This window comes from Stenotrophomonas sp. Iso1 (assembly GCF_027497995.1).
Lineage (GTDB): Bacteria > Pseudomonadota > Gammaproteobacteria > Xanthomonadales > Xanthomonadaceae > Stenotrophomonas.
Map to the genome: position 1 here is coordinate 177998 of NZ_JAODBT010000001.1, position 14685 is coordinate 192682.

Here is a 14685-nt window from a genome sequence, read left to right on the forward strand (position 1 = left end):
TGATGTGGGTTCACATTAATGAACGCGCAAAAGCTAAATTTCAGTTAAATCAAAAAGATAGCTTGAAAGCGAGCTGATGACAGTCTTTTGACTGATAGCAAGTGAGAGTTTTCGCAATAAACTGGCACTGTAACCCCTGAACGGCGGCGTAAGAATTCCCCCGTTCACGAAACTCCTGAAATAGGAATTTCGTTCTGACGGCTCGTTATTTGGGGCGGGCCGCCTTCCAGCCAATCACGCATTACGTGGGTCGTCCTCTACAGGACGGACCGGCGGCGCAGCGCGTTTGTAAATGGGGTTACCCGGTGAAAAAGCAGCTTAAGCAGGACATGGACATCCTTGATTCGGTCAACGTGGTTGGCCGGAAAAAACGGGAAGGGTTTGGTAGCCGATTTGTACGGGCAGCCTCCATTCTTCTGCTGGGCTGGATAGCCCCGGCCACTGCCATGGCCGCGGTGGATCTGCAGATCACCGACTTCTCCGATACCGGTTATGACCCTATTCCGGCTGGTTCGACGATTAGTTACGCCGTAACGGTCGACAACGGGGGCAATGACCCCTCAGGCCCCGTCGCGGTCCTGTTCGACCTGCCGTCGGGTTTCATTCTGTCCGCAGATGCTCCTCCTTACTGCACAGCCGTCAGCACCCTTACTGGTTCGCGTGTCACCTGCCTGTTGCCGGCGCCGCTGCAGCCCAACGGCGGTTCGGAATACTCCTTCGCGTTGCCAGTCACCACACTCACCGCCGTCGATGACAGCCATTCGGCACGTGCCTCGGTCGGCAACGCGAACGCGTTGCCGGATGCGAATACTCCGCTGCAATCGCTGCCGGGCAACGATCCGTTCTTTGGTGGTGAGGCCAACACCAGCAACAACACCCTCGAACAGACCACGACGCTGACCGAAGCGACCAACCTGAGCCTGGAAAAAACGGCCTCGGTCAACCAGGTCACGGGCGGCGGCGAAATCACCTACACCATGGCCGTGACCAACGCGGGGCCGACTGTGGCCACCAAGTTTGTTGTGGAGGATGTACTGCCTTCGACCCTGTCCTATGTCGCAGGCAGCGCGGCCGGTGCTGGCTGGTCGTTCTCTGGCCCCAACGGCACTTACACCGGCCAACTGGCGGTTGGGGCCACGGCCACTTATACGTTCCGTGCCAAGGTCAATGCCGAAAGCGGCACCGTGGTGAACCCTGCGGAGGTCAAGACCGGCGCAGGTGAGCCTATCGATCCGGTAACGGATGACAACAAGAGCACGGTTGCAACCACCGTAAGCCCGGGTGCCGATCTGTCGCTGGAAAAAAGGCCTGACCCAGCCATCGTAGCGGCGGGCGAGCTGGTCACCTTCACTCTGTTCATCCGCAACAATGGCCCCAGCACGGCGACCAACGTCACCGTTGTCGATCCCATGCCGGCAGGCTTCCTGATCGAATCGGTGGACGCATTCCCGGCGGGTTGGAGCTGTGCGCCCAACCCGGCCAACACCCAGCTCAATTGCAGCGTCTCTTCATTGGCCAGTGGCGGGCCGGTGGAAATCAAAGTGACCGCACGGGTACCGGTCAACGGCGTCAACAGCAGCGGCACCGTGTCCAATACCGCCACGGTTGGTTCAGACGTCGACGACCCGGTGTCGAGTAACAATTCGGGCACCACCAGTATCGATGTGCTGCCGGACGGCGCCGATCTGGCGATGGCCAAGAACAAGAGCCCGGCACTGGTGCCAGTCTGGGTGAGTGGTCAGTCCAAAACCGACAGCATGATGACGTCGGAAATGACCGTCACCAACAAGGGGCCGCGCGCGGTCGAGGGTGATGTCCAGATCGTGGATACGCTGGCGGTCGGCGAGCAGCTGGTCGACGCTGTCGGCGATCCGATCACGGCCGGCGTGCCGTTTGATCCTGATGGCAGCGGCGCCTGGCGTTGCGTCGCCACGCCGTACCTGACCGGTACGCAGCAGAAAGTGACCTGCGACCAGCTCACCGGCTATTCGATCCCGAACGGTGGATCCTCGCCGAAGCTCACGCTGCATACCCTGGCCCGTGAAGCCGGTGCCCTGCAGAACGAGGCATGCACCGGTGGCAGCGGTGGCTCCAAGGAGCCGACCACCGCCGGCGGTATCAACCTGGATCCGACCACTACCAACGATTGTGCAGGTGGCAATTCGCGCGCTACCCAGCAGTACGCCGAACTGTCCATCGAGAAGCTCACCAACGGACCGGGTGACGCTGACAACGAACTGGCCGTCGGCGACAGCACGGTGAACTTCACCCTGAAGGTCACCAACTCGACCACCTCTGGTGCGACCGGCGGCATCATCGTTGCCGATCCCATTCCCGGTTACATCGCTGGCGTGACCAGCGTCACCAGCACGCCGGTGACGGGCTGGACCTGTGGGATGGAATCCAACAACTTTACCTGTCGCTCCAATGCCGGCACCAAGTTGCAGCCGGGGGCGTCGGTAGAGTTCAACGTCGCCGTCACACGCGGCCTGGTCGATAGCAATGGCGTGGCGGGTAATCCCCGTTGCGGCAACGTTGCCAACCGGCACTGCAATGTCGCCGAGGTACGGATCGACAAGACCCACCCGGATGCATTGGGTGAGCTGAGTAACAGTGGTCAGTTTGCTGCCGACTGGTTTTCGGTGGCTCCGGTCACCAACGTAAGCACCAGGAAAGCGATTACGGCGGGTAATCCGGGTCGTGTGGGTACTGAAAGTGCCTACCAGATCACCTACATCAATGACAAAACCTCGCCCGCACCGGGAGTCATCTTCCGTGACACCTTCACGTTGAAGGCGAACGATGCCGGCTTTGTGCTGGTGTCGGCCTCGCGGACCGGTGGCGGCGTCACCGCCTGTACCGTGGAAAAACCGCTGCAGCTCGGTGTGCAGGAGGTTCTGTCTGCTGTCAGTGGCCAGTATTCGTACAGCAATACCAGTGGGTCCGAGGCCAAGCTTGTCATCAGCTGTACCCCCATCGACATGGGGCGCCAGGCTACCCAGACGATGTCTGTGCGGATACGCCCGAACATCGATGCCGGCAACACCACCGGGCGCACCTTGTTCAACGAGGCCGACTTCACCTTTACCGGCCCGAGCAGCGGCCCTGACTTCAATTACAACTCCAATACGGCCGATGACAAGAGCACCGCGATCTTGAGCTTTGATCAAGGCACGGTTGATCTGATCACCAACAAGGAAGACCGCGGCTTCACCGGGGCGGTGGATCCGCTGGGCTTCGATTCCAGTGCGGGCGGCAGCGCCAACAACCGTGTTTTCTATCGGGTTTCGGTAACCAACAATGGTCCGTCGCTGGCAACCAATGTTCATATCGATGACACCATCACGCCGCCGGCCCGTGCCACGGGTACGCAGGTGGGCCTGGCGTTCATCGGTAGCATGACGGGCCCGGTCACCGGCCCGACAGGTCCGCTGGTTGCGCCGGGTTCGGGCGGCCTGTGCTACGGCACCGGCAGTAACGGCACCTCCACCGCCACCGGTGAGCCGATCTCCATCCGTTGCAAAATGCCTGCAACGGGCGCCGGCATCGTTGAAGACGGTGTGATCGCCAGCCGTTCGACCAGCCATCTGTTCCTGGTGTACGAGTACCTAACGGCTCCGCCGGGTGCTGGCGAAACCCTGAGCAACAGTGCCACTGCCAGCTCCAACGAGAACGACACCAACCCCAACAACAACACCGGTAGCCAGACGACTTCGATCCGGTCCCGCGTAGACCTGACCATCGTCAAAACGGCGCATGAGCTGCTGCCGCAGGGCATTCCCAGCACCACGCTGCCAGCTGATGCAGGCCCGCTGGGCCTGCGGCAGAAGTTCTGGTACGTGATGGAAGTTGAAAACAAAGGCCCGGGCCATGCGCTGAACGCGCTGATCGACGGTGAGGTGATTCCGGGTGCCTTGGTGAAGGACACCTTGCCGGCGGGGCTGGAGGTCATTGGTGGTGCGGCTGCGATCACCTGGCAGAAGACCGGTACCGCGATCGCCGATGAGCCGGGTGCGGTGACAACCGATGGCGGTAGTTGTGCGCTGGACGCTGGCAATGCCATCAGCTGTAACTTGGGTGACATGTCCGTGGGCGGCCGTGCCCGTATTCTGGTGCCGGTACGCTGGACCAGCTATCCGCCAGGCGACACGGCGATCAATACCGGCGTGGTGACGACCAGTCAGGTCGAGTCCAATCCGAACAACAACACCGACGACGTCACTGTCACGCTGCTGCGCTCTTCGCTGGCCGGTACGGTCTTCCATGACCAGGACCGCACGGGCGGCAACGGTGGCATCCAGAACGGTGCCGACGCGGGTATTTCCGGCTTCAAGCTGACCTTGACCGGTAGGGACCTGTACGGCGATGACATCACCACTTACCTGACCGAACAGCAGCGTACGGTGACCACCGACAGCAACGGCCGGTTCAAGTTCTCGGACCTGGCGCCGGCGGATGCTGCGGGCTACACCTTGGTGCAGACGCAGGACGCCAAGTACGTCAATGGTGATATCGATCCGCCGACCACCGGCACCGGCGCGCCGTCGCATGGCGGCACCTACGCACAGGTGGACCCGGCCAACGTAAAGACCTCGAACACGCGCTACAGCGGTATCGCCTTGGCAATGGGCGTGGATGCGGTCGACTACAACTTCCCGGAAATCCGTCGTCCGACACTGTCGGGTCACGTGTATGTCGATCTGGATGAGAACGACGTTTTCACTACCGGTGCAAACGGCGACCCGGCGATTGATAAAGCCACGGTCATCCTGCAAAGCAGTACCGGTGCGCCGATCGCCAGCGTCGAGACGGACGCCAGCGGGCGCTACCAGTTCACCGACCTTGATCCGTTGATCGAGTACGTGCTGGTGCAGCCGTTGCCGACGCCGAACTATGTCAACCGCCCCTCGGCGGTGAAGGCCGGCACCATCGGTACAGTGGCCTGTGCCGCTGGTTTCTGTGCGGTGGAAAACCGTAGCGGCGATATCGATGCGATCACCAAGATCGACATGTCCGCAGGCCTGGACGGCGTGGACTTCGATTTCGGCGAGCAGGCGTTGAGCGACATAAGCGGCTACGTCTATGTGGACCGCGATGCTGATGGCAAGTTCGACCCGACCAAGGACAACGACGTCAACAACACCGGTACCTCGCGCCCGAACGGCGGCCTGGAAGGTATCGAGATCGTCCTGACCCCGTACGACCGTCTGGGTGTGGCCCAGGCACAAGTGACGGTGTTCACCAACAGCGACGGCTACTACGAGTTCCTGGACCGTCAGGCCGGCCTGCGTTACACGCTGCACCAGAAGCAGCAGCCCGTCGGCTATGCCGATGCGGCGGAAAACCCCATCACCGCGCCGATCAACATCCCGTCGTTGAAGGTCAACGGTGCCACCGACAACAATTTCGGTGAGAAGTTGGCGTCCTTGGCCGGTTTTGTGTACGAGGATTTCTCGGCCAATGCGGCAACCAACAACAACGGTGCAAAGGATGCCGGCGAGAACCTGATTGCAGGTGTCACGCTGGCGCTGAGCGGCACCGACGTGAACAACAACTCGGTCACTCGCACGACGACGTCCGATGCGGCTACCGGTGCTTACAGCTTCGGTGATCTGCTGCAAGGTACTTACATCATCACTGAGACCCAGCCTGCAGGTTATGAGGATGGCAAGCACACGGCTGGCAACGCCGCCACGCCGGGTAACACGTCGGTGGCCAACATCATCAGCGGCATTGGCTTGAATGCAGGCCAGGATGCGCTGGGCTATCTGTTTGGCGAGCTGAAGAAGAGCCAGATTGAAGGTACGGTTTACCTGGATCTGGACGACAACGGCAACCAGAACGGTGCCGAGCCGGGCATCGCGGGTGTGACTATCACCCTGGAAGTGGAAACGACGACGGGCACCTGGGAGCCGGTTGTCACCGCGCAGCCGATCATCACGGATGCCGATGGCCACTACAGCTACGCCGATGGCGTGATTGGTAAGAGTTACCGCATCACCCAGACGCAGCCGACCGGCTTGGCCGACGGCAAGGAAAACACCAGCAACGTCATCACGATCACCAATCTGCCGGTGGCCGGTTCGAAGGACAACGACTTCGGTGAAATCGCCGCGGTGCTGTCGGGTGTGGTGTATCTGGACCGTAACGACAACGGCGTGCAGGACAGCGGTGAACCGGGCCTGCCGAACGTTGAGGTGGAGTTGCCTGCGGGCACGGTCGATGCCTTGGGCAACACCGTGGCCAAGGCTGTCACCAATGCCAGTGGCGAGTACGAGTTCGTGCATCTGCTGGCGGGCACCTATACGGTGACCGAGCAGAGCCAGCAGCCGAGCTTTGGCGGCGCTGTCACCAGCAACGGCAAGACCACTGCAGGTTCGGTAGGTGGCACGGCCACGGATGTGGCGACCGTCCCCAGTGCCATCAGTGGCATTGTCCTGGCCGCGGGTGGCAAGTCGGAGAGCAACAACTTCGGCGAAATCCTGGTCGCAGGCATCAGCGGTACGGTTTATGTGGACCGCAACGACAACGGCAGCTTCGATGCCGGTGACGCAGGGTCGGTGAACTCGGCGGCCAATGGCGGCATCGAGAATGTCGTGGTGGTGCTTTACGCCGCCGACGGCACCACCGAGCTGGCGCGTACCCAGACCGATGCGCAGGGTAACTACGCCTTTGCCGATCTGCTGTCCGACGTCGGCTACGTGGTCAAGGAACTGCAGCCGGCGGGCTATGCCGAAGGCAAGGAACACACCACCAACGAAATCAGCATCAGCACGTTGCCGGTGAATGGTTCGGCCGGTAACAACTTCGGCGAGACGCTTGCGTCGCTTGATGGCGTGGTTTTCGAAGATTTCTCCGGCAGCCCGGCCACCAACAACAATGGTGTGTTCGACAGCGCGGTGGAGAAGGCAATTGCTGGCGTCACCCTGACGTTGACCGGCACCGATGCCAACAACGCGACGGTCAGCCGCACCACCACCACCGATGCCAATGGCGCCTACAGCTTTGGCGATCTGCTAAAGGGCACCTATACGGTGACCGAAACGCAGCCGGCCAGTTACATCGATGGCAAGCACACCGCCGGCAATGCAACCACGCCTGGCAGCAATGCCGTGACCAACGTCATCAGCGCGATCGGCCTGGATGCAGGGCAGAAGGCAACCGGCTACCTGTTTGGTGAGCTGGCCAATGCGCCAATCATCGGCACCGTGTACCTGGACCGTAATGACAACGGCAGCCAGGACGGCACCGACCCAGGCATTCCGGGTGTGAGTATCGTCATTACCAGCAACGGCCCGGATGGATTGCCGGGCACCGCGGATGACGTCAATGAGAAGCTCACTACCGATGCGAACGGCAACTACAGCTATCCGGATGCGATCGCAGGTGTGGACTACACCATTACCCAGACGCAGCCGACCGGTCTGGCCGACGGCAAGGAAAACACCAGCAACGTCATCACCATCAACAACCTGCCTGTCACCGGCTCGACCGGTAACAACTTCGGCGAAATTGCCGCGGTGTTGTCGGGCGTGGTGTATCTGGACCGCAATAACAACGGCGTGCAGGATAGCGGCGAGCCGGGCCTGCCCAACGTTGAAGTAGAACTGCCGGCAGGTACCCAGAACGCAGTGGGTCAGGTTGTGGCAAAGGCTGTGACCGATGCGGACGGCAAGTACCAGTTTGTTGATCTGGTGGCAGGCACCTACAAGGTGACCCAGCAGGCCACGCAGCCGTCGTGGAATGGCACGAGCACCACCAACGGCATCACCACCGCCGGTACGACCGGTGGCGCCGCCACCGCCGTGAACGTGGTTCCCAGTGCGATCAGCGGCATTACGCTGGCAGCCGGTGGCAAGTCCGAGAGCAATAACTTCGGCGAAGTGCTGCAGGTGTCTGTTGCCGGTACGGTGTTCCTGGACGTCAACAATGACGGCGCCATCGCCGGTGCCGACGAAATCGGCCTGGACGGCGTGGTCATCGAGTTGAACGGTGTCGATGACACCGGCGCGACGGTGAGCCTGACCACTACCACCGACAAGGATGGCAAATTCAGCTTTGAAGGCCTGCGTCCGGGCAAGTACAGCCTGACCGAGCCGACCCAGCCGACCGGTACTGCCAACGGCATCACCACTGCCGGCACGGTGGGCGGTACCGCTTCGGGCACCGCTACGCCGGTGACCACGGTGCCGAGCAAGATCACCGACATCGATCTGAGCACGCCGGGCACCGCTTCGGTGGACAACCTGTTCGGCGAGATTCCGCGCAGCAGCGGCATCAGCGGCAAGGTGTGGGTGGATACCGACAACGATGGCGTCGTCGACCCGGATGAAAAGGGCATCGCCGGTGTGACCGTGGAGCTGGAAGGCACGGCCATCGATGGCACCCCCATCAAGGCCACGGTGACCACCGACGCGGACGGCAACTACAGCTTCACCGACCTGCCGCCGGGCACCTACACGGTGACCGAGCCGACTCAGCCGCCAGGTACCCTGGACGGCAAGACCGTACCGGGCACCACCGGTGGCACGGCGACCACGCCGGGTACCACGCCGTCGAAGATCTCCACCATCACGGTGGGCGTGAACGAAACCTCGTCGGACAACAACTTCGGCGAGATTCCGGTGGGCAGCATTGCCGGCTTTGTCTACAACGACAGCAACGATGACGGCATCAAGCAGAGCGACGAAGGTGGCTATGCGTTGGTCGACATTGTGCTGACCGGCACGGACGACCTGGGCAACCCGGTCAGCATGTCGGGCAAGACCGACGTGCAGGGCCATTACCTGTTCGAAAACCTGCGTCCGGGCACCTATGTGGTGACCGAGCCGATGCAGCCGGCCGAGACGCTCAATGGCCTGACCACGGCCGGTAGCATCGACGGTGTGCGTTCCAATGCCAAGGTTACGGGCAAGGAAACCACGCCTTCGGAAATCAACGGCATCGTGCTGAAGCCGGGCAACAATTCGCTGGACAACAACTTCGGCGAGATTGGAGATTCGCCGGACATGCTGGTGAGCAAGTCGTCCACCACGGTGAAGTTCACCGTCAACAACGTGGCCACGTACACCATCCGCGTGCGTAACGGCGGGCAGAAGCCTTCGTCCGGTGAATACATCGTCAAGGACCGCCTGCCGGTTGGCCTGAACCTGGCGGAAGTACCGTCGGGCAATGGCTGGATCTGCACCGGCGCGGTGGGCGATGCCCGCTTTGAATGCCGTAGCTCGGAAGTACTCAACGCCAGCACCACTTCGACCTCGGACATCACCGTCAAGGTCAACGTCACCGCCGAAGCTGCACAGGCCGGTACCGTGAATAACGCGGTGCTGGTTGAAGGCGGCGGCGAGAACGAGTTCCGTACCCCGACCACCACCGAGCGCAACACGTTCGAGGGTGATGTCACCCAGTTGCCGGTCTGCGATACCGCTATCACCCAGAACGTCTGCCGCGTGCCGAACCAGGTGCAGCTGTCCGCGTCGGTCGGTGGCACGGTGTGGTTCGACATTGGTAGCGATGACAGCCGCCTGGATGGTGGTGACGAGCGCCTGCAGTCATGGATCGTGGAGTTGCTGGACGCTGCCACGGGCATCGTGAGCAAGACCACCACCACGGCGATGGATGGCACTTATCGCTTCGGCGACGTGGTGCCCGGCATCAAGTGGAATATCCAGTTCCGTGACCCTGCCTCGGGTGTGTTGTGGGCATGGCCGGTCAACCAGGAAACCGCTGGCGGCATGGGCGTTGCCTGTGACAGCCCGCGTGCGATCACCGACTCCAGCGTCAGCGCCTGCCGTGTCACCGAGAACGGCACCAGCCAGCTGCAGGTCGTGCTTGAATCTGGCCAGCATCTGCCGCAGCAGAGCTTGCCGGTGGATCCGTCGGGTGTGGTGTATGACGCCGTCACCCGCGATCCGGTGCCCGGTTCCATCGTCACCATTACCCCGGTGGGCGTGTGCAACGGCTATGACCCGATGACCGCCATCCTCAACGCAGCAGCCGGTGGCTACCGCGTGGAAGGCAATGCGGTCTCGATGACGGTTGGCAACAACGGCTATTACCAGTTCATGTTTGGCCCGGCCGCGCCGGCACGTTGCGAGTTCCAGCTGACGGTGACGCCGCCGGGTGGTTATCAGTTCGTGTCGTCGCTGATCACGCCGCAGGACGGCTCGTTGTCGCCGCTGGGTGCTGCTGGCAGCAGCCACTTGGTGCAGCCGCAGTCCAACGCACCGACCGGTGCGGTGGGTACGCCGACGCAGTACTGGCTGACCCTGTTTGCCGGCTCGTCAACGGCGGGCATCGTGCACAACCACATCCCGTTGGATACGGCCGAAGCCACCGGCCTGGTCATCACCAAGACCGGTGATCGCCAGACCGCGGAAATCGGTGACACCGTGCAGTACACCATCACCGTGCGGCAGACCGCCGGCAGTGCGATGGCGACGTTGAACATCGTCGATACGCTGCCGCGTGGTTTCACCTTCATCGACGGTACCGCCCGCATCGGTGGCCGTGCGCTGGACAACCCGTTGGGCAAGCCGGGCCCGCGCCTGGGCTTCAACCTTGGCCCGATCAACGTTGGCCAACAGCTGGTGTTGACCTACCGCGTGCGTGTCGGCGTCGGTGCGCAGCAGGGTGACGGCATCAACCGCGCCCAGGCGCATGGTTGCTCGATCACCGGTGGCTGTATCGACCCGGGTTCGATGACGCCGGTGCCGGGTTCGGTGCCGTCCAACCGTGCCGAGTACCGCGTGCGCGTCACCGGTGGCGTGTTCACCGAGGAAGCCTGTGTGCTGGGCAAGGTGTTCGTGGACTGCAACAACAACCACCTGCAGGACAACGAAGAGTTGGGTATCCCGGGTGTGCGTCTGTATTTCTCCAACGGCACCTGGGTGATCTCCGATTCGGAAGGCAAGTACAGCTACTGCGGCCTGACCCCGCAGAGCCACACCCTGAAGGTGGATGCGTCCACCCTGCCGGCTGGCTCGCGCCTGACCACCAGCAGCAACCGCAACCTGGGCGATGCCGACAGCCTGTTCCTGGACCTGAAGAACGGCGAGCTGCATCGCGCCGACTTCATCGAAGGCAGCTGTTCCAACCCGCTGCTGGAGCAGGTCAAGGCCCGTCGTACCCAAGGCGAGGTACGTGCGCCGGAAACCGAAACCGGCCAGTCGCAGTTGCGTTTTGAAAGCAAGCCCGCCCGTGCGCCGCAGCAGGCCACGGACTCGGCCAACCAGAGACCGATCGTGCATCCGCGACCCAACCCGCCCTCGGCCGCCGCTTCGCAGGAGGTGCAGCCATGAGCCGCCACTCCCTGCGTGCCATGCCGCGCATGAGCCTGTTGGCCTGTGCGCTGGCCACGGCGGCATTGCCGGCCATGGCCCAGAACGTGGGCACCAGCACCCGCTTCACGCCGGTGCTGGGTGATGCCAGCACGTTGTACCCACGCTCGCTGGTCACCACCGATACGCCGCCGGAAGTCGTCGCTGCCCGTTCGGGCGAGGCCGACTACAGCCGCAACGTCGGTGTGGACCGCGTGTCGGTGGAAGTGGACCGCGACGGTGTGCCGGCCGATGGCCAGACGCCGGTGCACATCACCGTGCGTCTGCTCGGTGCTGACGACAAGCCGCTGGCCGGCAAGTCGTTCGCCACCATCGAAAACAGCGGTGGCCGCATCCGCCTGCCGGGTTCGCGCACCGACGAGTTTGGCCCCGGCGCTGCCGATGCCGACAAGGTGATGCCGGGCATCCAGGTGGAAGTGGAAAACGGCGTCGCCGAGTTCGACCTGGTAGCCCCGCATGATCCGCAGGATGTGCTGTTGCGCATTACCGCCGGCGACCAGACTGCCGAAGGCACGATCGGTTTCCTGCCGGAAATGCGCGATCTGCTGGCCACCGGTTTGATCGAAGGCATCGTTAATTTCCGCAATAAATCCAATGCTGGACTGGTCTCGCCGGTGCAGCACCACGATGCGTTCGACCGCGATATCCGTCGTTGGGAAAAGCAGTTCAACAACGGCAAAGCCAATGCATCGGCGCGCACCGCGTTCTTCGTCAAGGGCCAGATCAAGGGCGAGTACCTGCTCACCGCGGCCTACGATTCGGACAAGGATGTGCGCGGCCGCCTGCTGCGTGACATCCAGCCGGAAGAGTTCTACCCGGTGTATGGCGACTCGTCGCTGCGTGGCTTCGACGCGCGTTCGGCCGAGCGCCTGTACGTGCGCGTGGACAACAAGCGCAGCTACCTGCTGTACGGCGATTTCCAGACAGGCGATACGCTGGCAACCACCAGCGGCATCGGTGGCAGTGGCCCGATCCCGCAGCGCATCCTGAGCACCTACAACCGCACCGCCACCGGCCTGGGCTGGCACTTTGAAAGTGAGCGCGTGCGTACCAACGTGTTCGCCATCGAAGACTCGCTGCGGCAGATCATCGAAGAGTTCCGCAGCCAGGGCAGTGGCCCGTATGCGCTGCGCAACAACGCGGTGCTGGAAGGCAGCGAGCGCGTGGAAATGATTGTGCGCGACCGCAACCAGCCCACCCGCATCGTCTCGGTCAAGCCGCTGGCGCGTCTGGTGGACTACAGCTTCGAGCCGTTCTCCGGGCGCATCCTGCTCAACCAGTTCCTGCCGTCGTTCGACAGCGACCTCAACCCGGTGTCACTGCGCATCACCTATGAACTGGACCAGCAGACCGAGAAGTTCTGGGTGGTCGGTGCCGATGGCCAGTTCAAGCTGACCGACAAACTGGAAGTGGGTGCCTCAGCGGTGGAAGACCGCAACCCGTATGCCGAGTTCAAGATGGGCAGCGTCAACGCCGGCTATCGTTTCGGTCAGAACACCATGCTGGTTGCCGAGTTCGCCCGCACTCGCAGCGAGGTCAACACCAACTCGCTCAACCAGGTGACCTCGCAGGGCTTGAAGGACGTCACCGGCGAAGTCGAAGGTGATGCATGGCGCGTGGAATTCGCCCATGACGGCGGCAAGTTCGACGCCCGTCTGTTCGCCGCGCGCACCGATCCGGAGTTCAACAACGCCGCTTCGCCGTTGTACGGCGGCCGTGGTGAGTACAGCGCACGCATGGCGTATGCCGTGGGGCCGCGTCTTGAGCTGTACGTGGAAGGCCTGCGCAGCGAAGACCGCAATCCCGATGGTGGCAAGCGTGATGCCGGCGGTGCCGGCGTGCGTATCGGCGCTACCGAGCGTCTGACCGTAGACCTGGGCCTGCGCAGCATCCGCGAAACCATCGGCGTGACCTCGCCATGGTCTTCCGGTGCCCCGTTTGGGCAGACCGGCGGACTGACCGGCGGCTTTGCCACGGGCGGTGGCGGCGGTGCACTGGGCTACGGCCAGCAGGCACTGGACCCGGCGACCGGCCTGATGGTCATCAATGGTTCTTCCAGCGGCAGCCCGATCACCAGCGACTTGCCGATCGGCACCAAGCTGGAATCAGACAGCGCACGTCTGGGCCTGGGTTACCGCTTCAGCGACAAGTTCAGCGGCGGTGCCGAGTACGAACAGAGCGTCAGTGGTGAAGACCGCAACCGCGTTGCAGCGGGCGTGGACTATCAGGTGTTCGAGCGCAGCCGCCTGTATGGCCGATACGAACAGCAGACCGGCCTGACCAGCGCCTATGGCATCACCACCACCGACCGCGAGGCCGATGCGTTGGTGTTTGGTATCGACACCAGCTACATCCGCGACACGCAGGCGTTCTCCGAGTACCGCATGCGTGACTCGATCAGCGGCCGCGACGTGCAGGCGGCCTCGGGTATCCGCAACAACTGGGATATCGCCAAGGGCTTGCGCCTGAGCAGCTCCATTGAACGGGTGAACGTGGTGGCCGGTGATACCGGCGACAGCACCGGCCTGGCACTGGCACTGGACTACAGCGCCAATCCGTTGTGGCGCGGCGCCATCCGTGGCGAGCACCGCATCTCCGAGGACGTACCGGGCACGGTCGCCAACGAGGCGTTCAATACCTCGCTGCTGCAGTTCATGCTGGCCCGCAAGTTGAGCCGCGACTGGACCCTGCTGGGCCGCAATTACCTGCTCGCCACCAACTACGAAGACCGTGGTGACGTGCTGCAGGATCGCTTCCAGCTTGGCCTGGCCTACCGCGACACCGACCGCAACCGGATCAACGCGTTGATGCGTTACGAGTACAAGCTCGAGCGCGACGAGAGTGGCCTGACCCTGCTGGATGGCGAAGTAGTGGATGGCACCAGCCAAGACGTGCGCACCCGTGCGCATATCGTTTCGGCGCATGCCGACTGGCACCCGTCGCGCCCGTGGTGGTTGACTGGCCGCATTGCTGGCAAATGGCAGCGTGACCAGTTCGCTTACAGCGACGGTGGCCGCGTCAACAGCAGCTTCAACGCCGTGCTGTTGTCTGGCCGCGTGGTCTACGACATCACCGAGAACTGGGACATCGGCGTGCTGGGTTCCACTTTCCGTGGCCAGTACGGTGCAAACCAGTACGCCTACGGTCTGGAAGTAGGCCGCCTGTTGCGCCAGAACCTGTGGTTGTCGGCCGGCTACAACTGGACCGGCTTCGAAGGTGACAGCGACCTCAACGGTTACGAGTACACACAGCAGGGCGCGTTCCTGCGCCTGCGCTTCAAGTTCGATGAAGATCTTTTCCGTCGGGACCCGGTTCGCTACCGCGATCCGGCCCGCTGAGGACGACA

General features: G+C 62.6%; 2 protein-coding genes. Both read left to right on the forward strand.

From position 1 onward, the window contains the following. Positions 1 to 305: 305 nt before the first annotated feature. On the forward strand, positions 306 to 11300 hold the full coding sequence (locus tag PAN08_RS00655; RefSeq protein ID WP_269789628.1) for an SdrD B-like domain-containing protein: 10995 nt from the start codon (positions 306 to 308) through the stop codon (positions 11298 to 11300). Further along, the gene (locus PAN08_RS00660; RefSeq protein WP_269789629.1) at positions 11297 to 14677 is read left to right on the forward strand and encodes a hypothetical protein; all 3381 of its coding nucleotides are present in this window, start codon (positions 11297 to 11299) and stop codon (positions 14675 to 14677) included. Before PAN08_RS00655 ends, PAN08_RS00660 begins: the two co-directional genes overlap by 4 nt. Positions 14678 to 14685: the final 8 nt, after the last annotated feature.

Excerpts from the sequence above, each read along its gene's own strand:
- PAN08_RS00660 (WP_269789629.1), top strand. The coding sequence starts at position 11,297 with ATGAGCCGCCACTCCCTGCGTGCCATGCCGCGCATGAGCCTGTTGGCC.